Annotated in this window: 18 protein-coding genes; 15 read left to right on the plus strand and 3 right to left on the minus strand. The window is 45.6% G+C overall.

Features of this window, described 5'->3' with window-relative positions:
* The first annotated feature begins 434 nt into the window (after positions 1-434).
* Complete coding sequence (gene purD / locus AABM38_RS01695) at positions 435-1,697, plus strand: phosphoribosylamine--glycine ligase (RefSeq protein WP_423408828.1); 1,263 nt, start codon at positions 435-437, stop codon at positions 1,695-1,697.
* A gap of 41 nt (positions 1,698-1,738) precedes the next feature.
* On the opposite strand, the gene AABM38_RS01700 is transcribed toward purD, so the two are convergent.
* The gene (locus AABM38_RS01700; RefSeq protein ID WP_423408829.1) at positions 1,739-1,852 is read right to left on the minus strand and encodes an EYxxD motif small membrane protein; all 114 of its coding nucleotides are present in this window, start codon (positions 1,850-1,852) and stop codon (positions 1,739-1,741) included.
* Between the two features lie 68 nt (positions 1,853-1,920).
* Complete coding sequence (locus tag AABM38_RS01705) at positions 1,921-2,193, minus strand: YgaP family membrane protein (RefSeq protein WP_423408830.1); 273 nt, start codon at positions 2,191-2,193, stop codon at positions 1,921-1,923.
* A 156-nt stretch (positions 2,194-2,349) separates the two neighbouring features.
* Between AABM38_RS01705 and AABM38_RS01710 the strand changes: the two genes are divergently transcribed.
* The 8 genes from AABM38_RS01710 to AABM38_RS01745 all read left to right on the plus strand — a co-directional run bounded on the left by AABM38_RS01710 (position 2,350) and on the right by AABM38_RS01745 (position 12,594).
* Positions 2,350-4,089, plus strand: coding sequence for an adenine deaminase C-terminal domain-containing protein (locus AABM38_RS01710; RefSeq protein ID WP_423408831.1), 1,740 nt, complete (start codon positions 2,350-2,352; stop codon positions 4,087-4,089).
* Positions 4,090-4,152: 63 nt separating this feature from the next.
* Positions 4,153-5,196, plus strand: a complete 1,044-nt coding sequence (locus AABM38_RS01715) for a DUF3048 domain-containing protein (protein ID WP_423408832.1) — start codon at positions 4,153-4,155, stop codon at positions 5,194-5,196.
* A gap of 74 nt (positions 5,197-5,270) precedes the next feature.
* Positions 5,271-5,588 carry a YerC/YecD family TrpR-related protein gene (locus AABM38_RS01720; protein WP_335378212.1) on the plus strand — a complete coding sequence of 106 codons (318 nt, stop codon included), beginning with the start codon at positions 5,271-5,273 and terminating at the stop codon, positions 5,586-5,588.
* Positions 5,589-5,877: 289 nt separating this feature from the next.
* On the plus strand, positions 5,878-6,567 hold the full coding sequence (locus tag AABM38_RS01725) for a heptaprenylglyceryl phosphate synthase (RefSeq protein ID WP_423408833.1): 690 nt from the start codon (positions 5,878-5,880) through the stop codon (positions 6,565-6,567).
* A gap of 147 nt (positions 6,568-6,714) precedes the next feature.
* The gene (gene pcrA, locus AABM38_RS01730) at positions 6,715-8,937 is read left to right on the plus strand and encodes a DNA helicase PcrA (protein WP_423408834.1); all 2,223 of its coding nucleotides are present in this window, start codon (positions 6,715-6,717) and stop codon (positions 8,935-8,937) included.
* An 81-nt stretch (positions 8,938-9,018) separates the two neighbouring features.
* Positions 9,019-11,025, plus strand: coding sequence for an NAD-dependent DNA ligase LigA (ligA, locus tag AABM38_RS01735; protein ID WP_423408835.1), 2,007 nt, complete (start codon positions 9,019-9,021; stop codon positions 11,023-11,025).
* A 14-nt stretch (positions 11,026-11,039) separates the two neighbouring features.
* Positions 11,040-12,248: a CamS family sex pheromone protein gene (locus AABM38_RS01740; protein WP_423408836.1), complete on the plus strand. Its 1,209-nt coding sequence runs from the start codon at positions 11,040-11,042 to the stop codon at positions 12,246-12,248.
* Positions 12,249-12,459: 211 nt separating this feature from the next.
* Positions 12,460-12,594 (plus strand): hypothetical protein, encoded by a 135-nt coding sequence (locus AABM38_RS01745; RefSeq protein WP_423408837.1) that lies wholly within the window; start codon positions 12,460-12,462, stop codon positions 12,592-12,594.
* 163 nt (positions 12,595-12,757) lie between these two features.
* On the opposite strand, the gene ftsZ is transcribed toward AABM38_RS01745, so the two are convergent.
* Positions 12,758-14,041, minus strand: coding sequence for a cell division protein FtsZ (gene ftsZ, locus AABM38_RS01750; RefSeq protein WP_423408838.1), 1,284 nt, complete (start codon positions 14,039-14,041; stop codon positions 12,758-12,760).
* A 349-nt stretch (positions 14,042-14,390) separates the two neighbouring features.
* Here ftsZ and AABM38_RS01755 point away from each other — a divergent pair, with 349 nt between their 5' ends.
* From AABM38_RS01755 to AABM38_RS01780, 6 genes are all read left to right on the plus strand, one after another.
* Complete coding sequence (locus AABM38_RS01755; RefSeq protein ID WP_423408839.1) at positions 14,391-15,494, plus strand: sugar ABC transporter substrate-binding protein; 1,104 nt, start codon at positions 14,391-14,393, stop codon at positions 15,492-15,494.
* 86 nt (positions 15,495-15,580) lie between these two features.
* Complete coding sequence (locus tag AABM38_RS01760) at positions 15,581-17,101, plus strand: ATP-binding cassette domain-containing protein (RefSeq protein ID WP_423408840.1); 1,521 nt, start codon at positions 15,581-15,583, stop codon at positions 17,099-17,101.
* Positions 17,102-17,113: 12 nt separating this feature from the next.
* The gene (locus AABM38_RS01765; protein WP_423408841.1) at positions 17,114-18,289 is read left to right on the plus strand and encodes a sugar ABC transporter permease; all 1,176 of its coding nucleotides are present in this window, start codon (positions 17,114-17,116) and stop codon (positions 18,287-18,289) included.
* A gap of 343 nt (positions 18,290-18,632) precedes the next feature.
* Complete coding sequence (locus AABM38_RS01770) at positions 18,633-19,610, plus strand: sugar ABC transporter substrate-binding protein (protein WP_423408842.1); 978 nt, start codon at positions 18,633-18,635, stop codon at positions 19,608-19,610.
* Positions 19,607-21,076, plus strand: a complete 1,470-nt coding sequence (locus AABM38_RS01775) for a sensor histidine kinase (protein WP_423408843.1) — start codon at positions 19,607-19,609, stop codon at positions 21,074-21,076. The genes AABM38_RS01770 and AABM38_RS01775 overlap by 4 nt, the downstream gene beginning before the upstream one ends.
* Positions 21,051-22,592 carry a response regulator gene (locus AABM38_RS01780; RefSeq protein WP_423408844.1) on the plus strand — a complete coding sequence of 514 codons (1,542 nt, stop codon included), beginning with the start codon at positions 21,051-21,053 and terminating at the stop codon, positions 22,590-22,592. The genes AABM38_RS01775 and AABM38_RS01780 overlap by 26 nt, the downstream gene beginning before the upstream one ends.
* The last annotated feature ends 11 nt before the right edge of the window (positions 22,593-22,603 follow it).

Here is a 22,603-nt window from a genome sequence, read left to right on the forward strand (position 1 = left end):
GGGTTTTGGGTCAGGGATGTTCTGCTGGTGATAAATGGATGGTTATTGGTAATAAAGCGGCACTTACTGGTGATAAACCGATACTTATAAGTAATAAATAAACTTACAAGTAATAAATCGATACTTATAAGTAATAAGTCCAAACTTACAAGTAATAAATCGATACTTATAAGTAATAAGTCCAAACTTACAAGTAATAAATCGATACTTACAAGTAATAAGTCCAAACTTACAAGTAATAAATCGATACTTACAAGTAATAAGTCCAAACTTACAAATAATAAAATCCAAACCAACTAGCAATTAATGAATCCAACACGAAAAAAAGCGATTGGGATCGTGGCTGGACGTTAAATATAGTTAAATAAACCTCATAAAGTACAATTTCAAACCAAAAAATCAGAAAAAGGTATTTTAAAACGGAGGTGCGGGGAATGAAGGTTCTTGTGGTTGGCAGAGGCGGCCGGGAGCATGCGATTTGCCAGAAGGTCAGCGAGAGTCCGCTGGTGTCGGAGGTTTTTGCGGCTCCGGGCAATCCGGGGATGATGGACTGCGCATCGCTTGTGAAGATCAATGAAAATCAGCTGGATGAGCTTGCTGTTTTCGCTAAGGAAAGGGAAATTGGCCTGACGATCATTGGTCCTGAGGTTCCATTACTTGAAGGATTGGCAGACCGATTCATTGAGGAGGGCCTTAAGGTTTTCGGTCCTCGAAAGTCTGCGGCAGTGATCGAGGGCAGCAAGTCGTTCGCGAAGGATCTCATGAAAAAATACGGAATCCCTACTGCAGAATACCAGGTTTTCACTAAGTATGCTGAAGCAAAAGCCTATCTTGATAAAATCGGAGCTCCGATTGTGATCAAGGCAGACGGGCTGGCGGCTGGCAAGGGCGTGGTCGTGGCGATGACCCAGCATGAGGCGGAAAACGCGCTCCAGGATATGTTATTGAACGAAAAGTTTGGCGAGGCGTCGGCAAGTGTGGTCATGGAGCAATTTTTAACTGGGGAAGAGTTTTCGCTGATGGCATTTGTGGACGGTGAAACCGTGATCCCGCTGGAAATCGCGCAGGACCATAAGCGTGCGTTTGATGGCGACAAGGGGCCGAACACTGGCGGAATGGGCGCTTATTCACCGGTACCGCATATTCGCAAGGAAACAGTCGAGGAAGCAGTGCAAAAAGTGCTGATTCCGGCGGCGCGCGCAATGGTTCAGGAAGACCGCAGTTTTACTGGTATCCTTTATGCCGGGCTGATTGAAACCGCGGACGGACCCAAAGTGATCGAATTTAATGCGCGTTTTGGCGACCCGGAAACTCAGGTGATTTTGCCAAGGATGAAATCGGATTTGGTTGAGGTTATGCTTGAGGTGCTGGATGGGAACTCTCCGCAGATTGAGTGGCATGAGGAAGCGATGGTAGGAGTTGTCGTCGCGGCAAATGGCTATCCCGAGGAGTACGAGAAGGGTGCGGTCCTCAAAGGAATAGAAAATATGTCTCAGGTTTTCCATGCAGGTACAGCGAAGAACGATGAAGGTCAGTTTACGACCAACGGCGGACGGGTCCTGCTGGTCGGGGCAAAAGCACCCTCATTAAAAGAAGCGCAGCAAAAGGTATATGCTGAGCTTGAAAAGCTGGAGTGCAAGGAAACGTTTTACCGTAAGGACATTGGCTATAAGGCAATCGGCCGCGTATCTTGTTAGGACCTGTAATCATACACGTATAGAGTAGGAACCAATAGAAGTTATCGTGCGCGTCTCTTGTTAACTCCACGGGTAAAAACAAGCAGCAGGGCAATGATGCTTCCGACGATCGCGATCCATACGAAGCTCATGTCCGTCACGTATTCCCAAAACATAATTTCATCTCCTTTATGGAGCCCCCAGGTTTGGGGGCTTTTGTCTTTCTCATTGACCCGGCAGAGTGTCAGCTTGGATTATAGGGAATCCATCCTTCGCCATCGCCTGTTTCGGCGTTGTTGTCCTCCATCATATCCTGGCCTTTTTCGTAGGCGGCTGTTAGCGGGCAGTAGCGGACGATGCCTTCGCCGACTTTCATTGCTCCAAGCATTGCCATGAAGATATATGAGTCTTTCCACGGGCGTTTCACCATTTTTGAAGTGGACCAAGCAAGAATCGTCAGTCCCATCGTGATTCTGACCAGTGCGTTAATGATTCCAATGTTCGGGCGTACATTCATTTTTTAATCGCTCCTTTACGAAGTTTTTACAATTAATTTGAAATTCTTTAGTGCGTTAAACGACGAAATATGTTACCATAGTAACCAATAATGAAAGGGCTTTCTTTTATTGGGATTAAACGATTTTTTTATATATAGAGAAAAGGGGAACATGGTATGGAACAACGTTATCGATGGAAAAACAAACAATTGCGCGACCATGCTGCTGTTTTGGACGGCTCCCTTTCACCGACGATTTTGCTGAAGAATGCGACTTATTTGAACCAGACTTTCCGCAAATGGATGACTGCGAACATTTGGATTTACAAGGACCGGATTGTGTATGTTGGTGAAAATCTGCCTGAGAATACGAAACAGTGCGAAACAGTTGATTGCAGCGGAATGAAGCTTGTGCCGGGTTATATTGAACCGCACGCCCATCCGTTTCAACTTTATAATCCCCATTCTTTTGCTGCCTATGCATCTCAGACTGGGACGACCACGATGATTAGCGATAATATGGTGCTTGCTTTACAATTGGGTAAAAAGAAAGCGTTTACTTTTATCAATGAGCTGAACAATAACCCTGTCACGATGTATTGGTGGTGCCGGTTTGATGCACAAACGGAAATCCAGCATGAGGAAGAAGTGTTTTCAAACAGCAATGTCAGAGCCTGGCTTGAGCATGAGAATGTCCTTCAGGGGGGCGAGCTGACGTGCTGGCCGAAGCTGATGAACGGGGATGACATGATTCTTCACTGGATGCAGGAAACGAAGCGCCTTCATAAGAAAATCGAAGGCCATTTTCCTGGCGCATCTGAAAAAACGCTTGCAAAAATGATGCTGTTTGGTGCGGATTGCGACCATGAGGCGATGACGGGTGAAGAAGTTAGAAGAAGGCTGATGCAGGGCTATATGGTGTCACTCCGGCATTCTTCGATTCGCCCGGATTTGCCGAAGCTGCTTGATGAAATTCATGAGCTTGATATCGCGGTTTATGACCGCTTCATGATGACAACGGATGGTGCGTCAACAGCCTTTTACGAAAATGGAGTGATGGATGAATTGATCCGGATTGCCATCGATAGAGGTGTTCCGGTCATTGACGCTTACAATATGGCGACAATTAATGTGGCGCGGTATTATAATTTCGAGCATTTGCACGGCAACATTGCGACAGGCCGGATTGCGAACATCAACTTTTTAAGTGATGAGCGTGAACCTGCTCCTGTTTCCGTGCTGGCAAAAGGCCAGTGGGTGAAGCGTGACGGAGACGCAATCGAAGCGGCAAGTGAGCTGGATTGGTCAGAATTAGGATTCGAGCCGTTAAAAATCGATTGGGAGCTGACGTTTGATGATATGCAATTCTCGATGCCGTTTGGCATTAAGATGGAGAATTCGGTCATTACAAAACCATATTCCATCTCAATTGATGTATCAAGTGATGAATTAGCTTCAAGTCATGATGAGTGCTTTTTCATGCTGATTGACAGGAATGGCGAGTGGAGGATCAATACAATTCTAAAAGGCTTTGCGACTGATTTGCAGGGACTTGCGAGTTCATTCTCCAACACAGGTGACATTATCCTGATCGGCAAAAACAAGCAGGATATGATGGCTGCTTTTAACCGGATGAAAGAGCTTGGCGGCGGAATTGTTGCCTGCGAGAATGGAGTGCCTGTAAGGGAAATTCCGTTAAGGCTGCAAGGCATCATGTCCAGTCATCCTGTAGGTGAATTGATGGCTGAAGAAAAGAAGCTGCTTGAGTATTTGAAGGAAAAAGGGTATAAGTTCGCAGACCCGATTTATTCACTGTTATTCTTCTCATCAACGCATTTGCCATACATCAGAATCACGCAGCGGGGCATCTATGATGTCATGAAAAAAACGGTACTCTTTCCAACGATAATGCGTTAAAATATAAAAGTGCATCAAGACATTTACAGCCATGAGAACAGGGAGTTCACAGGGGTGGCGAGAATGATGAAAAAATGGATCGCTGTAACAGCGGCTTTGATGATCCTTCTAGCCGGGTGCAGCAGTAAAGAGACAAAGACAGATAAAGATGCAGCGGAACAACATAAAGAAAAAGAAGTTGAAGACGTTGTCAAAGAAGCAGAAAAGCTGCCTTATCAGTTCCCGCTGACGGGAATTGGCACAAAAGAAGAGCCGGCAGGCAGAGCCATTGCGGTTGTGGTGAATAACCACCCGAAGGCAAGGCCGCAGTCGGGTCTCAATGAAGCGGATCTCATTTATGAGGTTTTAGCTGAAGGGGAAGTAACAAGGCTGGTTGCAATATACCAGAGTGAACACCCTGAGAAGGTGGGGCCCATCCGAAGTGCAAGGGAGTATTTTATCGACATGGCTTTAGGATATGACAGCTTTTTTGTGGCCCATGGCTACAGTCCTGAAGCGAAGGAAATGCTCGATCGCGGGGATATTGACAACATCAACGGCATTCAGTATGACGGTTCACTTTTTAAGAGGGCAAGCTTCCGCAAGGCCCCGCACAATTCATATATCACTTATGAGAATATGATAAAAGGTGCTGAAAAAAGAAACTACGATATGAATGCGGCACCAGATTCTGCAGCTTTTTTAAGCAAGGAAGAATTCGATGGGCTTGAAGGTGCAGCTGCCAAGGATATCATGGTATCTTACGGGACGCCAGCATTCGATTTGATTTATGAATATGATGCTGAAGCCGGGAAGTATCATCGTTTTTCAGGGAATGAAGAAACGGCTGATCTCGATTCGAAGGAACCAGTGCTGATTGATAACCTTCTGGTCGTGCAGATGGATCACAAAATTGTAGATTCAGCTGGCCGCAGGGATGTTGATTTGGAATCTGGCGGTACGGGTTATCTGTTTCAAAAAGGCAAAGTCAATGAGATACAATGGAAAAATGAAGCTGGCAGGATTGTCCCTTATAAGGATGGGGAAAAAGCTGGTTTCGTTCCCGGGAAAACATGGATTAACATCGTCCCATCAATCAGCGATGTCTCATTCGACTCTGAACAATAAGGCGATGTTCGCGGAGTAAATACAAAGCGGAAACAGTCATAATAAAAATTAGAGTATATAAGGGGTATGACTATATGCAAATTGATAAATTAAGAGGTAAAGAATTAGATCAACTTTTCAAGGCGATTTTATCGCTAAAAGATCTTGACGAAGCGTATCGCTTTTTTGATGATTTGGCGACTGTGAACGAAATCCAGTCACTGGCACAGCGACTCGAAGTTGCCCGCATGCTTCGCGAGGGCAAAACCTACCATAAAATCGAGACAGATACAGGTGCAAGCACAGCCACGATCTCAAGGGTCAAGCGCTGCTTGAACTATGGTAACGATGCATATGAAATGGCATTGGATCGTTTGAAGGAAGAAGAGAATGCTGCGAAGGAACAGGCTTAGAACCTGGGTTTTATAAGGCTAAAAGATTGCAGGAACCGGAGTCCAGTGGGGCTTCGGTTTTTTTGTTTGCGTTTGAGGCGGCCATTTAGGAATAGTTAGGGAAAAACGGCCTGGAGTTAGCGATAATGAAAATGATTGAAAGTCAGGAGTAGAACGCGCAAGGAAGGAAGAAAAGTTCTCCTCCTAGTTAATCTGTTAAATTCCCCATTAACCTGATGTTTCCTTTTTGTCTGGAGGGAACAAATGCTATAATGGTGGAATGGAAATATAGAATGGGGGCAATTCAAGGATGTACGATGTTCGCGAGTGGCGACATGTGTTTAAACTCGATCCAAATAAAGAAATAACTGATGAAGAACTTGATAGAATCTGCGAGTCTGGAACCGACGCGATCATGGTAGGAGGGACCGATGGTGTCACTCTTGAAGGAGTCCTTGATTTGATGTCCCGAGTCCGCCGTTACACGGTTCCATGCATTCTAGAAGTTTCTACTATAGATTCTATCACACCGGGATTCGATTTTTACTTTATCCCGACTGTACTCAACAGCGGCAATCCGCAGTGGATTACCGGGATGCATCACGAAGCAGTGAAGGAATATGGCGATTTGATGGATTGGGACGAGGTTATGATGGAAGGCTATTGCATCCTGAATCCAGAATGCAAGGCTGCTAAGCTAACCGAGGCCAAGACGGAATTGGACGTTGAAGAAGTCAGAGCCTATGCGATGATGGCAGAAAAAATGTTCAGCCTGCCAATCTTCTATTTAGAATACAGCGGTACCTATGGTGATCCCGAAATCGTCAAAGCAGCCAAAGGCGCACTCGAAAAGACCGTCCTCTTCTACGGAGGCGGAATCGAAACAGCACAGCAGGCAGCCGAAATGGCCGCCCACTCAGACGTAATCGTCGTAGGAAATGCAGTCTACAGCAACCTCGAAGAAGCGCTCAAAACAGTAGCTGCCGCTTCAGTGCGTTAAAGCGCTGGGGGTCAGACCCCCGGTGCGGTGATACGGTGAAGTGGTGGGGGTCTGACCCCCAGCGAGGTAGTGCGTTAATGTGTGTGTTTGTCTGGAATTGGATTTTGATATAAAATAAGAACAAATGTTTGTATGGTGGTGAGGAATGTGCAATTTTTGACGGATAAATTATTGAATGGTTTGAACCCGGAGCAACAGAAGGCTGTCAAGACGTTGGACGGGCCGTTATTGTTGATGGCTGGTGCGGGCAGTGGCAAAACGAGGGTTTTAACGCACAGGATTGCGTATTTAATGGTGGAAAAAGGGGTAAATCCTTATAACATCCTGGCGATTACGTTCACGAATAAAGCAGCACGTGAGATGCGCGAGAGGATCCATAAGATGATGGGCGGCGCGGCAGACGATATCTGGATTTCGACGTTCCACTCGATGTGTGTCCGTATTTTGCGCCGGGACATCGATCGTCTTGGCTTCAACCGCAATTTCACGATCCTCGATTCGACTGACCAGCAGTCAGTCATTAAATCGATTCTGAAAGACAAGAACATGGATCCGAAGAAATTCGATCCACGCGCGATTCTTGGAACGATCAGCTCGGCGAAAAACGAACTGATCACACCGGAGGAATACGCGAAAACAGCTGGTGATTACTTCTCGCAGAAGGTCAGCGATGTGTATGAAGAATACCAGCGCAGGCTTCGCAAAAACAATGCGCTCGATTTTGATGACCTGATCATGTCGACGATTACGCTGTTCACCCGTGTGCCGGAAGTGCTTGAATACTATCAGCGCAAGTTCCAGTATATTCACGTCGATGAGTACCAGGATACGAACAGGGCGCAGTATATGCTTGTAAAATTACTTGCGCAGCGTTTCCAGAATTTATGTGTAGTTGGTGACTCAGATCAGTCGATCTATCGCTGGCGAGGGGCTGACATCGCAAACATCCTATCATTCGAAAAGGATTATCCGAATGCATCTGTCATTTTGCTAGAGCAAAACTACCGCTCAACAAAGAAAATTCTTTTAGCAGCTAATATGGTCATCCAGAACAATATGAACCGTAAGCCGAAGAACCTCTGGACGGAAAACGCAGAAGGCAACAAAATCATGTATTACCGTGCAGACAGCGAGCAAGGTGAAGCCCAGTTTGTCATCGGTAAAATTCAGGAGCTCCTGAGGAATGGCCGCAAGCTTTCTGATATTGCGATTTTATACAGAACCAATGCCCAGTCCCGTGTAATCGAGGAATCATTCCTGAAGTCAAACATCGATTACAACATTGTCGGCGGCATCAAGTTCTATGACAGAAAAGAAATCAAGGATGTCCTTGCGTACCTTCGTTTGATTTCAAACCCTGATGATGATATCAGTTTGCAGAGGGTCATCAATGTGCCGAAGCGCGCGATTGGTTCCACTTCAATCGATAAAATCGCCAACTTCGCAACGATGCATGACCTATCGATGTACCAGGCGCTTGAAACGATCGAAATGATCGGCCTCAGCCCTAAAGCGGAAAAGGCGGCCATCGAATTCCGTAATCTGATCCGTAACTACACACAGCAGCAGGAATATCTTTCTGTAACGGAGCTAGTAGAGGAAGTTCTTGATAAGACTGGATACCGTGACATGCTGAAAGCGGAAAAATCGATTGAGTCTCAAAGTCGTCTTGAGAACCTGGATGAATTTTTAACCGTAACAAACAGCTTTGAAGAAAGCAGTGAAGATAAAACTCTTGTCGCATTCCTGACTGATTTGGCGCTAGTCGCTGACATTGACCGTCTCGATGATGATGGCCAAAAGAAGACGGATGTTGTCACACTGATGACGCTCCACTCTGCGAAAGGTCTTGAGTTTCCAGTCGTCTTCTTGATTGGGTTGGAAGAGGGAGTATTCCCGCACAGCCGTTCATTAATGGAAGAGATGGAGATGGAGGAAGAGCGCCGTCTGGCTTATGTCGGAATTACACGTGCAGAAGAAGAACTGTTCATCACGAATGCCCAGATGCGTACCTTGTTTGGCCGTACAAATATGAATCCAGAATCAAGGTTCATTAAGGAAATCCCGGCTGAATTGGTTGAAGATGCTGCTCCGAAACCGAAGAGATCTGCACCAGTAAGCGGCGGCAGACCAGCAGCAAGACCGGCAATCCCACAGCGAGGTGCAGTTGCCCGTCCAGTTGCAGCATCTAGCGGCGGCGAGGAAATCGGATGGAAGGTTGGAGACAAAGCGCAGCACGGCAAGTGGGGAACAGGCACGGTTGTCAGCGTAAAAGGATCCGGTGAAGGAATGGAGCTTGATATCGCGTTCCCAAGCCCAACAGGAATCAAACGACTGCTGGCAAAATTCGCGCCGATTCAAAAGGCGTAAACGACTGCTTGTAAAATGTGCTCCAATCAAAAAGCGTAATCATCTTATAAATTTAACGCTAGTTATGAAAGGGCTGGATTTATGGATTTTCAGAGCGCTGAAAAAAAAGCCAAGGATTTGCAAAATCTGCTTAATCAATATGGATATGAATATTATGTACTCGACCAGCCATCGGTCCCGGATGCCGAATACGACCGATTACTAAGAGAATTAATTGAGATTGAGGAGCAATTCCCTGAATTGCAGACACCTGATTCTCCAACACTGCGTATCGGCGGCGAGATTTTAACGATGTTCAACAAAGTGCAGCATGCCACGCCAATGTTAAGCCTGGGCAACGCGTTTGATGAACAGGATCTTCGTGATTTCGATCGCAGGGTCCGCCAGGGTGTTGGCGAAAATGTTGCCTATGTTTGCGAGCTGAAAATAGATGGACTTGCTGTTTCGCTCATTTATGAAGACGGTATGTTTATCCGTGGGGCGACACGGGGGGATGGAACGACGGGTGAGGATATTACATCTAATCTTAGGACAATCCGCTCCTTGCCGATCCGCCTGAAGGATTCTGTTTCACTGGAGGTTCGCGGTGAAGCGTTCATGCCAAAGAAGTCCTTTGAAAAATTGAACAAGGCGAAACTTGAACGGGAAGAGGAGCCATTCGCGAATCCGCGCAATGCGGCTGCAGGCTCTTTGCGCCAGCTTGATCCTAAAATTGCTGCTTCACGGAGCCTTGATGTGTTCCTTTATGGGATTGCTGATGTCGGCAATACAGGAATCGAGTCCCACAGCGAAGGTCTGGATTACCTTGAGATGCTGGGCTTCAAGACAAATAAAGAACGACGCAAGGTTGCTGACATTGAAGGTGTCATTGAATATGTAAACGGATGGGTCGAAAAGCGCCCGAATCTTCCGTATGATATTGATGGCATCGTCATTAAAGTCGATTCGTTTGATCAGCAGGCAGAGCTTGGTACCACTGCGAAAAGCCCTCGCTGGGCCATCGCTTTCAAGTTCCCGGCTGAAGAAGTCGTCACAACTTTGAAGGATATTGAATTGAGTGTCGGACGTACTGGAGTTGTTACGCCGACTGCCATTTTAGAGCCTGTTCAGGTTGCGGGGACGACGGTTGGAAGAGCATCGTTGCACAATGAAGATCTGATCCGTGAAAAGGATATTAAAATCGGCGATAAAGTGGTCGTGAAAAAAGCCGGGGACATCATTCCGGAAGTTGTGAACGTTCTTGCAGAGCAACGGACTGGCGACGAAGTGGAATTCCATATGCCGACCCATTGCCCTGAATGTGAAAGCGAGCTTGTCAGGATTGAAGGGGAAGTCGCACTTCGCTGCATCAATCCGAAGTGTCCTGCGCAAATCAGGGAAGGCTTGATCCATTTCGTTTCCCGCGATGCGATGAACATTGACGGACTTGGTGAAAGAGTGGTCAGCCAGCTGTTTGCTGAACAGCTGATCAAGGACGTTGCCGATATCTACAAACTGACTCGCGAGCAGCTGCTTGCACTTGACCGGATGGGCGAAAAGTCCGTCAACAACCTGCTGTCAGCGATCGAAGCTTCAAAAGCGAATTCGCTGGAAAAGCTCTTGTTTGGCCTTGGCATCCGCCTTGTCGGAGCGAAAGCAGCCAAAACGCTTGCCCAGGAATTTGGCACGATGGACCAGCTGATGGAAGCATCACGTGACCAATTAACAGCGATCAACGAAATCGGCGATAAGATGGCCGATTCAGTTGTCATGTATTTTGACAATGATGAGGTAAAAGAATTAGTCTCTGAGCTGAAGGCTGTCGGAGTTAACATGGAATATAAAGGCCCAAGAAAAATTTCTGCTGAAGATTCGGATTCATTCTTTGCAGGTAAAACGGTCGTGCTGACAGGGAAGCTTGAGCAAATGGGACGAAACGAAGCGAAGGAAAAAATCGAGGCGCTTGGCGGCAACGTAGCCGGAAGCGTGAGCAAGAAAACAGATTTGGTCATCGCAGGTGAAGATGCGGGATCGAAACTGACAAAAGCAGAAAGCCTGGGGATTGAAGTGTGGAACGAGGAGAGAATGCTTGAAGAATTAAATAAATAAGAGGTGTAAACGCCATGAGAAAGCTCTCAATGGTCGCTTTATCTCTTGTCCTTTTGCTGACGGCCTGTGCCCCTAATTTTCAAAAGCAGGAAGAGGTCGTCCAGAAGAAGGATGATGATACGAAAGAAAAAGCGATTATCCCGAAATACAAGATTTCGGACGAATATTACCGGACCATCATGCCGTTTGAGCCTGGGGAAGCCCGCGGTATGGTCGTCAATAATTTAAATACGCGCTATGATATCACCGAGTTTGAAACCGGCTTGATGCGCATTGCCCAAAACTCTTTTTCCACAGATCAATACGTTTTCAAGGAAGGGCAGTACCTTGATGGTGACACTGTGACATCCTGGCTTAACCGAAAAATGACCGATGCTCAGGTTAAGGCCAAGGAAGAGGAATTGAAAAAGAAAACGAAAAAGACAAAGGTCACGGTGGACAATCCAGGATTAAATCCTGCCGATCCTGGTACAGGTGACGTACATGAACGAAATAAGAAGAACCCGATTTACCTCGCCCACATACTTGAACACGACTACTTGGTAAAAGTAGGCGGAGAAAAGGGAACGTACCAGTTAGGCGGCGTGGCAATCGGGCTGGCGATGAATTCCGTTCACTATTATACAAAAGAAAAGTATGGCGCTGTTTATGAAAAGAATATTTCCCGTGCCGTCCTTGAAAGGGAAGGCAAGAAAATGGCCCAGGAAGTCGTCAACAGGCTAAGAGGAATCAAGGAATTAAGCAATGTGCCGATCACTGTCGGACTGTTTGAACAGCAAAGCAAATCGTCTGTCGTGCCTGGAAACTTCTTTGCATATGCCGAGGTATCCCAGGGAAGCAACAATATCGGCAGCTGGAAGGATGTAAAGGAAGAATATATCCTATTCCCTTCAGATCAAGCGCAGAAGGACCACAGGGATGACTTAACCTTCTTCCAGAACTTCAAGCAAGATGTAGAAACCTATTTTCCTAACTTCAATGGAGTCATTGGAAAGGGATTTTATCTAGATGGCCAGCTACAGGAGCTGAACATCAATATTCCAATCCAGTTCTACGGAAAAGCCGAAGCCATTGGTTTCACCCAGTACGTAACGGGGCTTGTCATGGAGCACTTCCCGAGCTATGTATCGGTGCAGGTCAATATTTCCTCCGTCATGGGACCGGAAGCATTGATTGTAAAGAAACCGGACCAGGATGAACCGTTTGTCCATATTTATCAATAAGGGAATATAGTGAAAGAAGCAAAGAGCTGCGGCACTTTGCTTCTTTTTATGGGGAAAAGCTTTCATCGCTACAGTACTGTACATAGTAAAAAGGATTCCCGAAAAAGGAAGGTCTTATTTTTCATATTCGCACCTCCTTCGAGGGAGACTACGATGGTGTCGAATCCGGGAAGTGGACCCAATATAAACATTCAATGGAGGGCAGGGGCTAATGTCTGAAACGAAAGAAGAACTTAAGGAACAGCTAAGTGTACTCACCGCTCGCAGGGACCGGATGCAGAAAAATCTCTACGAGGTCGAGAAGGAAATAGCAGAACTCAATAAGAAGCTGGCCAAGATGAAATAAGTTTCAGGGACTAGTAACGCTTTTTTAAAGACCATTCGAGGTGAAATTTTTCATCTGAAAGGTCATATACACTTAACCAACTAAAAAAAGCTGTAGACTACCTTGTTTCCTGAGGTTGTCTACAGTCTGAGATTTCTATTCGAATCGAATCGTTTTTAAAATATTATCTTCTTCTGCTTCTTTTACGAAGGAAGGCTGGAATGTTTAGTGAGTCATCTTGATTTTGCGTTTGGCGGTCTTGCTGTACGGGTTCATCATAGCTTCGTGGTTCATCATAACTTCGTTGTTTTCCGTAATTTCGTTGTTCTTCATATCTTCCTGGTTCTTCATATTCACCGTATTCTTCATATTCTATAGGTTCCATTTCAGTTTTTTCGAAATGAGCAGGTTCTCTGTAAGCTGCACTCTCATGCCGTGCTGCGTGCCTTTGAGATCGGTGCGTTCCGATTCCTTCTGTTAACGAGCGTTGGGAGGGATTGGCTGGGAGTTCGTCATCATGGTTGAAACCAGTGGCAATCACTGTAATCATGATATTTTTATCAAGCTGTTCGTTAATGACGGAACCGAAAATCATATTCAATTCCTGGCCGGTTGCTTCGGCTACAATATCGGCTGCTTCTTGTACTTCATACAGGCTTATATCCCTGCCGCCAGTTATATTCAACAATACTCCCTTGGCTCCATCGATGGAGGTCTCAAGCAATGGGCTGGAGATGGCTTTCTTCGCAGCTGCGACAGCACGTCCATCACCTGAGGCAACACCAATCCCCATTAAGGCTGTTCCTGGAAATGACATGATTGTTTTTACGTCAGCAAAATCAAGGTTTATTAAACCCGGTACGGCAATTAAATCCGAAATACCCTGAACACCCTGCCTGAGGACATTGTCCGCTTCACGGAAGGCTTCGAGCATCGGGGTTCTTTTGTCGACTACTTCCAATAATCGTTCGTTTGGAATGATGATTAAAGTATTAACGGCTTTTTTCATCTCTTTAATTCCGGCTGCCGCATTTTGTGCACGCTTGTTTCCTTCGAATTTGAATGGACGTGTGACTACACCAATTGTCAGTGCGCCAACATCACGCGCGATTTGAGCAATAGCCGGCGCAGCTCCAGTACCAGTGCCTCCGCCCATTCCCGCTGTCACGAACACCATATCCGCGCCTTTTAACACTTCCTCAAGTTCTTGCCTGCTCTCCTCGGCTGCCTTTCTGCCGATTTCGGGATTTGCACCTGCACCCAATCCTCTTGTCAGCATACTCCCGATCTGCATCTTGATTTCCGCTTTTGACATATGAAGAGCTTGTGCATCAGTATTAACAGCAATAAACTCTACACCTTGTACTCCGTCTTCAATCATCCGGTTAACGGCGTTATTTCCACCGCCACCTACTCCAATCACTTTTACCGTAGCAAATTTATCTATATATGGATCCAAATCAAACATCCCTAGTCCTCCTAATTGTTTTTCTAAGTATCCAGCTCATTCGTTTTTCTCTATCATTATACAATTCGTTCGAGGAAGCCTTTTCCTGAAGGTTGTTAATGAATTGTAACGCCAAAGTAATAAAAGAGACAAGGATAAGGGGTTGGCAGCTGGGAAATTGAAAGGATTTGATTCGCCAAGCCCATCCATTTTTAAAAGATGAGGACACTAATTTCGCTCTGCAGCCTGTCCACCATAAAAAAGTATAGGTGATATTAAAAGAGTGCTAGTGATAGCGCTTTCAGTGGCTTTTTCCCTAGATATAATGGACTTGTAAGCACATAAATACAAGTTTGAAAGGGGAATGGGAATGAAGAAAGCTTGGAAATTGATCTCTCTTATGCTGGTTGTCCTGTTGTTTACCGGCTTGGCTGCTGGATGTAACAACGGTGGAGGAAAAGTAAACGTTGGTATCGTTCTTCCTACAAAGGATGAGCCTCGTTGGGTGCAGGATGAGCAGCGATTTAAAGATGCTTTATCTGATACAAAGTATTCGACTGAAATTTTATTTAGCCAGGGATCTTCTGCTAAGGAAAAAGAGAACGTTGAAACATTGATTAACAAGGGCATCAAGGTCCTAATTATCAGTCCTCAGGATGGCGATGCTGCAGCTGCTGCAGTAGAAGCCGCTAAAAAGGAAGACATTACGGTTATCGCTTATGACCGTCTTATTACAAATACAGATGCAGTTGACTACTATGTAACGTTCGACAGCCTTGCAGTAGGTGCTGCCCAGGCGCAATACTTGATCGATCATGCGAAAGGTTCTGGCGTGCCGTTGTACTTATACGCTGGTGCTGCTTCTGATAATAACGCGTTCTTGTTCTTCGAGGGTGCATGGAAGGTGCTTCAGCCAAAGATTGCTGATGGCACATTCAAAATCGCAAACTCAAGCGAGGCGGAAGCTTTGAAAGATAAGGCTGAGCTTTCTCGTGACGAGCTAAGTAAGATTCTTGGCCAGGTCACGACAAACTGGGATGCAAACGAAGCGAAAAATAAAGCTCAAACACATTTGACTGCAGCTAGCGCTGATCTGAAAGGCGATGTGGCCATTCTTGCACCGAATGATGGAACGGCTCGCTCAATCGCTGACGTTTTCGCAACAGATGGCGATGTATCAAGCTTTGTTGTAACAGGGCAGGATGCTGAAAAAGCATCAATCCAATATATCATTGATGGCAAGCAATCTATGACTGTCTTCAAGGATGTACGTACTCTTGTAAAAGATGCAATCGATATGGCGGTTACAGTGCTGGATGGCAAAAAGCCTGAAACAACTGGCACATACGACAACGGCAAAGTCGATGTAAAAGCAAAACAGACAGACGTCATCGTTGTTGATAAGGAAAATGTGAAAAAAGAACTGATTGATTCTAAGTATTACAAAGCAGATGATTTTACAGGATTAGAATAATACTCAATAGTTGCGCGAAATAGTGGCAGGGCATTCTGTCACTATTTCGCAAATGCATCAGTTGTTTGGTTAAGGGAGGGATCAGGATGAGCGAATTTATTTTGGAGATGAACCAGATATCCAAGGAATTCACAGGGGTCAAAGCGCTCTCCGATGTTAATTTTAAAGTGAAAAAAGGCGAAATTCACTGTTTGATCGGGGAGAACGGAGCAGGAAAATCGACCTTGATGAAGGTGCTCAGTGGCGTGTATCCCTATGGCACATACGAGGGTGATATCGTTTTTGAAGGAGCTGTGCAGAAGTTTAATAGAATCAGTGACAGCGTGAATGCCGGCATCGCAATAATTTACCAGGAGTTAGCATTGTTCCCTGATCTTACGGTTTATGAAAATATTTTCGCAGGCAACGAAGTGAAGCGCGGCTCAATCGTCGACTGGAACCAGACCATCGTGAAAGCGAAGGAATTGCTGAAAAAGGTGAAGCTGAATGTAAACCCAGAAACGCTTGTAAAGGATTTGAGCGTAGGGAAGCAGCAGCTGGTCGAAATCGCAAAAGCGCTAAGCAAAAACGTAAAACTGCTCATTCTTGACGAACCAACTGCCGCACTCAATGAAGACGACAGCGAAAACCTGCTGGAGTTATTGGGAGATTTGAAAAATCAGGGAATCACGTGCATTATGATCTCGCACAAGCTGAAGGAAGTCATTTCAATTGCCGATCAGGCGACGGTTCTGCGTGATGGCCGGACAATCTGTACACTCGATGCATCCAAAGGGGAAGTTTCCGAAAGCATTATCATCAAAAATATGGTCGGCAGGGATATTGAAGATATTTATCCTAAAAGAGTGAATAAAACCTTCGGGGAAAAAATTCTTGAATTGAAAAATTGGTGTGCTTACGATGCACAGCTTGGCCGCCAGGTTGTAAAGGATGCCAATCTCCATGTGAAAAAGGGTGAAATTGTCGGGATAGCCGGATTGATGGGATCTGGCCGGACAGAGCTTGCGTTAAGCATATTCGGCAATCCTAAGTCTTACAAGGTGCAGGGAGATCTGCTGTTGCATGGTTCATCAAGGAAGCTGAAGCATCCGAGGGAAGCCATCAAAGCGGGAATTGCCTACGTCACTGAAGATCGCAAGGGCGATGGCCTGTTTTTGCTTCAGGATATTAAAAGCAATGTTTCCGCTGCGCATCTGCAGGGTGTCTCAACAAATGGAATCATAAACGATAATGAAGAAATAAAAGTCGCAACAGATTACAAAAAGTCCTTAAACATCAAATCATCTTCACTCGAGCAATTGGTCGGCAACTTAAGCGGCGGCAACCAGCAGAAGGTGTCTCTTGGCAAGTGGCTGTTCGTTGGGCCTAAGCTCTTGATTCTGGATGAACCGACTCGAGGGATTGATGTTGGGGCCAAATTCGAAATTTACACAATCATGAACAAGCTAATCAGCGAAGGCATGAGCATCATCATGATTTCTTCAGAGCTTGGCGAGGTGCTCGGAATGAGTGACCGAGTATACGTCATGGCGGAAGGACAAATCAAAGGCGAGTTGTCCATAACTGAGGCGAATCAAGAAATGATCATGCAGCTTGCTACGCAATAGGAGGTTTTCCCTTTGAACTTTTTCACTGAACTTAAGTCGTTGGTCAAAGTAAATATTCGTGACTACGGAATGTATATTGCACTGTTATTCATTATGCTTACCTTCTCACTCATGACGGATGGGCTGTTCATGTCATCCCGTAATATCAGCAACCTGCTCGATTCAGCTGGATATATTGCTGTCCTGGCAGTCGGAATGACGCTGGTCATTGTCATCAGGCACATTGATTTGTCAGTTGGATTTTTGGCAGGCTTTCTTGGAGCGATTGCCGCAATCCTGCTCACACAGGCAGGCGTGCCCATCTATTTAACGATTCCAATCATTCTTGTGCTGGGAATCATTATCGGGATGTTCAATGGTCTGCTTGTCGCGCAAATTGGGATTCCTTCTTTTGTGGCGACGCTCGCAGGAATGCTCATTTTCAGGGGTGCTTTGCTTCAGGTGACGGAGAAATCCGGAACGATCATAATCAAGGACGAAAATTTCAATGCAATCGGCAACGGCTTCATACCTTCCATCGTGGAAGTGAACGGCCTGCATTTGCTCTCCTTGATTGTCGGTATTGCAGGAATCATTTTGTACATTTACAGCGAAATTTCCACTCGTAAAAATAAGCTTAAATACCAGTTTGAGGTTGTTTCCAAAGGCATCTTCACTCTGAAGCTCGTATTCATTTCAGCAATCATTGCCTATATAACTTGGATTCTCGCAGGCTATAACGGTTTCTCTTGGACAGTTGTCATCATGCTGCTTGTTGTTCTTGTCTATCACTTCCTGACAACAAAAACAGTGCTAGGCAGACATATTTACGCTGTCGGAAGCAACCCGGAAGCAGCCCACCTAAGCGGGATCAACGTTAAGAAAATCACGTACATGGTATTCGGTTCGATGGGGATGCTCGCTGCCCTGTCAGGTGTTTTATTCACATCCCGCCTGCAATCGGCTACTACGACCGCAGGTACACTGTTTGAGCTTGATGCCATTGCGGCAGCCTATGTAGGCGGAGTTTCCTCAGCAGGCGGTGTCGGCAAAGTAACGGGTGCAATTATTGGTGCGATCGTAATGGCCTCGCTGTCCAACGGGATGAACCTTTTGGGAGTAGGCATCTCTTATCAATACATCATTCGCGGCGGGGTATTGGCCGCAGCGGTCATTTTTGATGTTATGACCCGCAGGAAAAAAGCTTAGTCAGGTTAGAAAAATAGTTGAGGCTGTGTGACATGGTGAACGGAAAGAACATTGAGTTTCACATGGCCTCTAATCTATTAGGAAATTCTAAAGTCTATGAATCTATGAAAAAATTTTAAAGAGCTGAAGAAGTTTGACATCGCTCAACTATATGAAAGAATTTCAAATTGCTGCGTATCTTGAAGAAGCTTACCATCACTCGAATCCATGAAAAAATTCTCCAATCATTCCTCCCAGATCGGCTCCGCGACGTATTTTTCTGAATCGTCCAATAAGTATTGAACATTCTCCCGCAGATGGTATTATGAAACTAATTTACTAGTAGAAAAAGGAGATTCTTCTTTTGCGAAAAATAGGCATAATCCTACTCTCTTTCTTAATCATTGTCCTTTTTTATTTTACATGTTCATCAGCAGTTAAAGTTTTTCGCTTTGATTGGGAAATGCCTGAGACTGCAGCTTCAAAGGAGACTCCATACCGGCTTGTGCTGATTACGCAGGAGCTGGATACACCTTTTTGGGATAAAGTTGGAGCTGGCGCACAAAGGCAGGCAAAAGATGAAGGAGCAAGCCTTGAGGTTTGGGGCAGCTACGGGAAGAACCAGGAGGACTTTTTGAAGAAAGTTGAAATTGCCATCCATTCCAAGGTTGATGGAATCATTGTGCAGGGTCTGGATTCGGAAGAGTTTAAGAATTTGACAAAGGTGAAAGCGGCGTTCTATGGAATTCCGATTATCACGGTCGCCAATGATGTGCCCATGACGGAGAGCCTGAGAAGGACATACGTTGGATCTGATCAGTACATGGCCGGACGGATGATCGCGAGCCAAATGGTCTCTGCCATGGGAGCGTCGGGGAAGATTATCTTGCTGTCTGACAGCCACCATGAATATTATCAGCAGCAGCGGCTTAACGGAATCCAGGATGTTTTCAAGGACTACCCTGATATCCAGACAATCCAGGCGGAAACAACTGAGGCAAGGGAGCTGGTGATCGCCACGACGAGGGATATGCTGAATAAAACGCCTGACGCAGATGGTTTTATCGCAGTCAATGCAAATATTGCGGGTTCGATGATTCAGGAAATCAGCAGACGTTCACAGGTCGAGCCTTTCCACATTTATACGTTCGACGATGCTCCAGATTCACTCTCGCTGCTGATGCGGGGGAAGCTTGACGGAGTAATTGAGCAATCACCCGAGGAGATGGGCAAGGTGAGTGTCAATCTGATCATGAAATGGCTGAGGAATGAAACGGTCCCTCTCGATAATAAAGGCTACTTGACGGATATTCGGATGCTGAAAGCGATGGACGGAAAATGAACAAAATACAAAAGAAAATTTGGATGCTTGCCATGGTCGTTCTCGTCTTCATGTCGGCAATTTGGATAGCGCTTACATACTACAATCATAAAACACAAAGTCAATATAATGATATTTTGCAAAGATATCTAAGTTTTAACGAGGTAACGATCGCAAGCCAGCAGCTGGTAACAGATTTGAATAATTACTTGCTTCTTCCTTCTCCGGGCAATTTAGAGAGGATCAGCCACAGCAAAGAGAAAATCCGCAATGCGAAATACGATGTTTATAAGCTGAAAAATGCAAAAAACGATTTTGCCTTAACGAACTATATGAATCTGATGGATAGTCTGATTGAAACGGCAGACAGGGCTCTTTTGTTCCAGTCTGAAAAGGAAACGGAAGATTCGGCACAAGAGTTCTCCGAAGCAACGCGAATCTCGATGTATATTTCCGAAACGTCCCTCACCTTGCTTGATAAAGAACTGAAGACATATGAGCTGATGTATCGGGGAATCATTGGCCAATCAAAGGAACTGAATAAGCTTGGAGTCTGGCTGCTTCTCCTGATTACAAGCTTGAGTTTGCTATTAACCTATTGGATTTCGTTAAGTATTACGAGACCGGTAGAGAGGCTGACCAAAGCGGCGAATGAATTGTCAAAAGGGCGGTTCGATTTGCAAATCAAGGTTGAATCCAATGATGAAATCGCCTTTCTTGCTAAGACATTTGATCATATGCGGGTGAATATCAATAATCTTATTTCAGAAATACATGAGAAAGCGCAGCTCGAGCGGGAACTCCAGCAAAATAAGCTCCTGCTGCAGGAGAGCCAGCTGCTCAGCCTGCAAAGCCAGATCAACCCGCATTTTTTATTCAACACACTGAATACACTTTCTAAAAAAGCCTATCTTGAAGGCGCAGAAGAAACGAGCAATATGATTGTGAATGTTGCCGGATTATTGCGCTACAGCTTAAAGCGGCTGGACAGGTCTGTCATGTTAAATGAAGAAGTGGCAGTTTTAAAACAGTATATCGACATCCAGAAAGCGAGGTTCACTGAACGGCTGCAGCTTCATATGGAGATGGATGAATCATGCCAGCATGTGCAGATTCCGGGACTGACTTTGCAGCCAATTATTGAAAATGCGGTCATCCATGCGGTCGAGCCTGAGGAAGATGGCGGTGTAATTTGGTTCCGTATTGCGGATGAAGGCGAAAGTGTAAGGATTGAGATTGAAGACGATGGACCGGGAATGACGGAGGAAAAAATCAACCAAATCCTTGAGGGGCAGCAGATTGTCCAGTCCGGAGGCCACTCAACTGGAATTGGGCTCAGCAACGTCGTCAAGCGTCTGCGGTTATTTTACGAGAATGAAGATGTGTTAGAGATTCATAGCGAGATTGGAAACGGCACAAAGGTAGTCTTAAAAATACCGAAGGCAAGGAGGATTGCAGAAAATGAGAAAACTCCTGATCGTGGATGATGAACAGATTGAGCGGGAAGGAATGCAGGCCATTTTGCATAGAGCCTATCCGGAACTAACCATTCAACAAGCGAGAAATGGAAAAGTTGCGGTAGAAATGGTTGAGGAGTTCATGCCTGACCTGATCCTGATGGATATCATGATGCCAGGAATGAACGGCCTTGAAGCGATCGAACGCATAAGTTCCGTTCATCCAGACATTAAATTCGTCATGGTGACAGCCTATGATATGTTCGATTACGCCCGTTCTGCTTTAAAACTTGGTGTGAAGGATTATTTACTCAAGCCTAGCAAGCCAAGTGAAATCCTTGATACCGTCGGGAAAGTGCTCAAGGAAATAGAAGCAGAGAGCGAAACGCATGCTGTAACCAAACTTCAGCAGGATGCGCTTGAAAAAGCATTGCGGGTCGTCGAAACAGATGTGGTGACACAGCTACTGTATGACCATGTGCATGAAGTCCACTTAGACTTGTTGATGGAAATGCTGGGCATACAGTCTGCAAGGGAAAGTTTTGTCATGGTTGTTTTGCTGCCTGCGGGCTCTGAACATCTCTACCAGGTCATCAAAGAGAAGGTACGTAAAACAGGAAGCGGCTGGGTAGGAGCATTATCAGGCTGCCAGCTTCCGATCATTGTTTTTCGTGAACAAGACAAATCATTTCGAACCCAGGCTGTTTCGCTGGCAAGAGACATTCTTTCAGCTGTAAAATCGGAATCCGGTGCCCGCTGGTTCGCAGGGATTGGCAATGCCTATGGCTCTTTTGAGCAAATCAGGCAATCCTATCAGGAAGCATTGAACGCTACCATGGATACGTCCCTCCCGGTAAAATATCGTTTTTACGGAGATATGCCAGTCCTTGGCGCTGTCAGTGACGGGCAATTGGGCAGGCAAAGGGAAAAGCAGTTATTTGATCAAGTCCGGCTCGGGCAATGGGATCAAGTGATAGATACTGTCATGGATGTGATCCATAGTTATGCTAACGCCGAAACGAATCTTTTACAGGCGCAGCAGCGGATACTGGAGCTGCTTTGGATGGCAGCCCGTGTGATGAGTGAGCTGGGCATTGAGATCGATACGCCTACCTATTCCCTTCAGGCGCAGGATTACCGCCAGCTTCGGATTGAAACAAGCCATCTGATCGGACAGATGCGGCAGGCCCATGAGGAGTCTTATGACCGGCTAGAGTCTGATAAGATCCAGCAGATTAAACAATACATTGCCGAACACTCACACGAAGATATTTCGCTAGATGCACTTGCCAATAAAGTGGGATTAAGCCCGATCTACATCAGTAAAATGTTCAAAGAGAAGCTTGGGGTCAACTATATCGACTTTTTAACGGAATGCAGGATTGAAAAAGCGAAGAAACTGCTATCAGATTCCGAGAAAAGCTTGAAGGAAATCACCTTTGAGATCGGCTATCACGAGCCGAATTATTTTAGCAAGGTATTCAAGAAAATGTGCGGTATTTCTCCGACGGAATACAGAAGGACCCTTCTGAGTAAAAAGTGCTGACGCATGTGGGA

The organism is Heyndrickxia sp. MSNUG, from assembly GCF_049532715.1.
Lineage (GTDB): Bacteria > Bacillota > Bacilli > Bacillales > Cytobacillaceae > Mesobacillus.

Excerpts from the sequence above, each read along its gene's own strand:
- purD (WP_423408828.1), top strand. The coding sequence starts at position 435 with ATGAAGGTTCTTGTGGTTGGCAGAGGCGGCCGGGAGCATGCGATTTGC.
- AABM38_RS01700 (WP_423408829.1), bottom strand. The coding sequence starts at position 1,852 with ATGTTTTGGGAATACGTGACGGACATGAGCTTCGTATGGATCGCGATC.
- AABM38_RS01705 (WP_423408830.1), bottom strand. The coding sequence starts at position 2,193 with ATGAATGTACGCCCGAACATTGGAATCATTAACGCACTGGTCAGAATC.
- AABM38_RS01710 (WP_423408831.1), top strand. The coding sequence starts at position 2,350 with ATGGAACAACGTTATCGATGGAAAAACAAACAATTGCGCGACCATGCT.
- AABM38_RS01715 (WP_423408832.1), top strand. The coding sequence starts at position 4,153 with ATGATGAAAAAATGGATCGCTGTAACAGCGGCTTTGATGATCCTTCTA.
- AABM38_RS01720 (WP_335378212.1), top strand. The coding sequence starts at position 5,271 with ATGCAAATTGATAAATTAAGAGGTAAAGAATTAGATCAACTTTTCAAG.
- AABM38_RS01725 (WP_423408833.1), top strand. The coding sequence starts at position 5,878 with ATGTACGATGTTCGCGAGTGGCGACATGTGTTTAAACTCGATCCAAAT.
- ligA (WP_423408835.1), top strand. The coding sequence starts at position 9,019 with ATGGATTTTCAGAGCGCTGAAAAAAAAGCCAAGGATTTGCAAAATCTG.
- AABM38_RS01740 (WP_423408836.1), top strand. The coding sequence starts at position 11,040 with ATGAGAAAGCTCTCAATGGTCGCTTTATCTCTTGTCCTTTTGCTGACG.
- AABM38_RS01745 (WP_423408837.1), top strand. The coding sequence starts at position 12,460 with ATGTCTGAAACGAAAGAAGAACTTAAGGAACAGCTAAGTGTACTCACC.
- ftsZ (WP_423408838.1), bottom strand. The coding sequence starts at position 14,041 with ATGTTTGATTTGGATCCATATATAGATAAATTTGCTACGGTAAAAGTG.
- AABM38_RS01755 (WP_423408839.1), top strand. The coding sequence starts at position 14,391 with ATGAAGAAAGCTTGGAAATTGATCTCTCTTATGCTGGTTGTCCTGTTG.
- AABM38_RS01760 (WP_423408840.1), top strand. The coding sequence starts at position 15,581 with ATGAGCGAATTTATTTTGGAGATGAACCAGATATCCAAGGAATTCACA.
- AABM38_RS01775 (WP_423408843.1), top strand. The coding sequence starts at position 19,607 with ATGAACAAAATACAAAAGAAAATTTGGATGCTTGCCATGGTCGTTCTC.
- AABM38_RS01780 (WP_423408844.1), top strand. The coding sequence starts at position 21,051 with ATGAGAAAACTCCTGATCGTGGATGATGAACAGATTGAGCGGGAAGGA.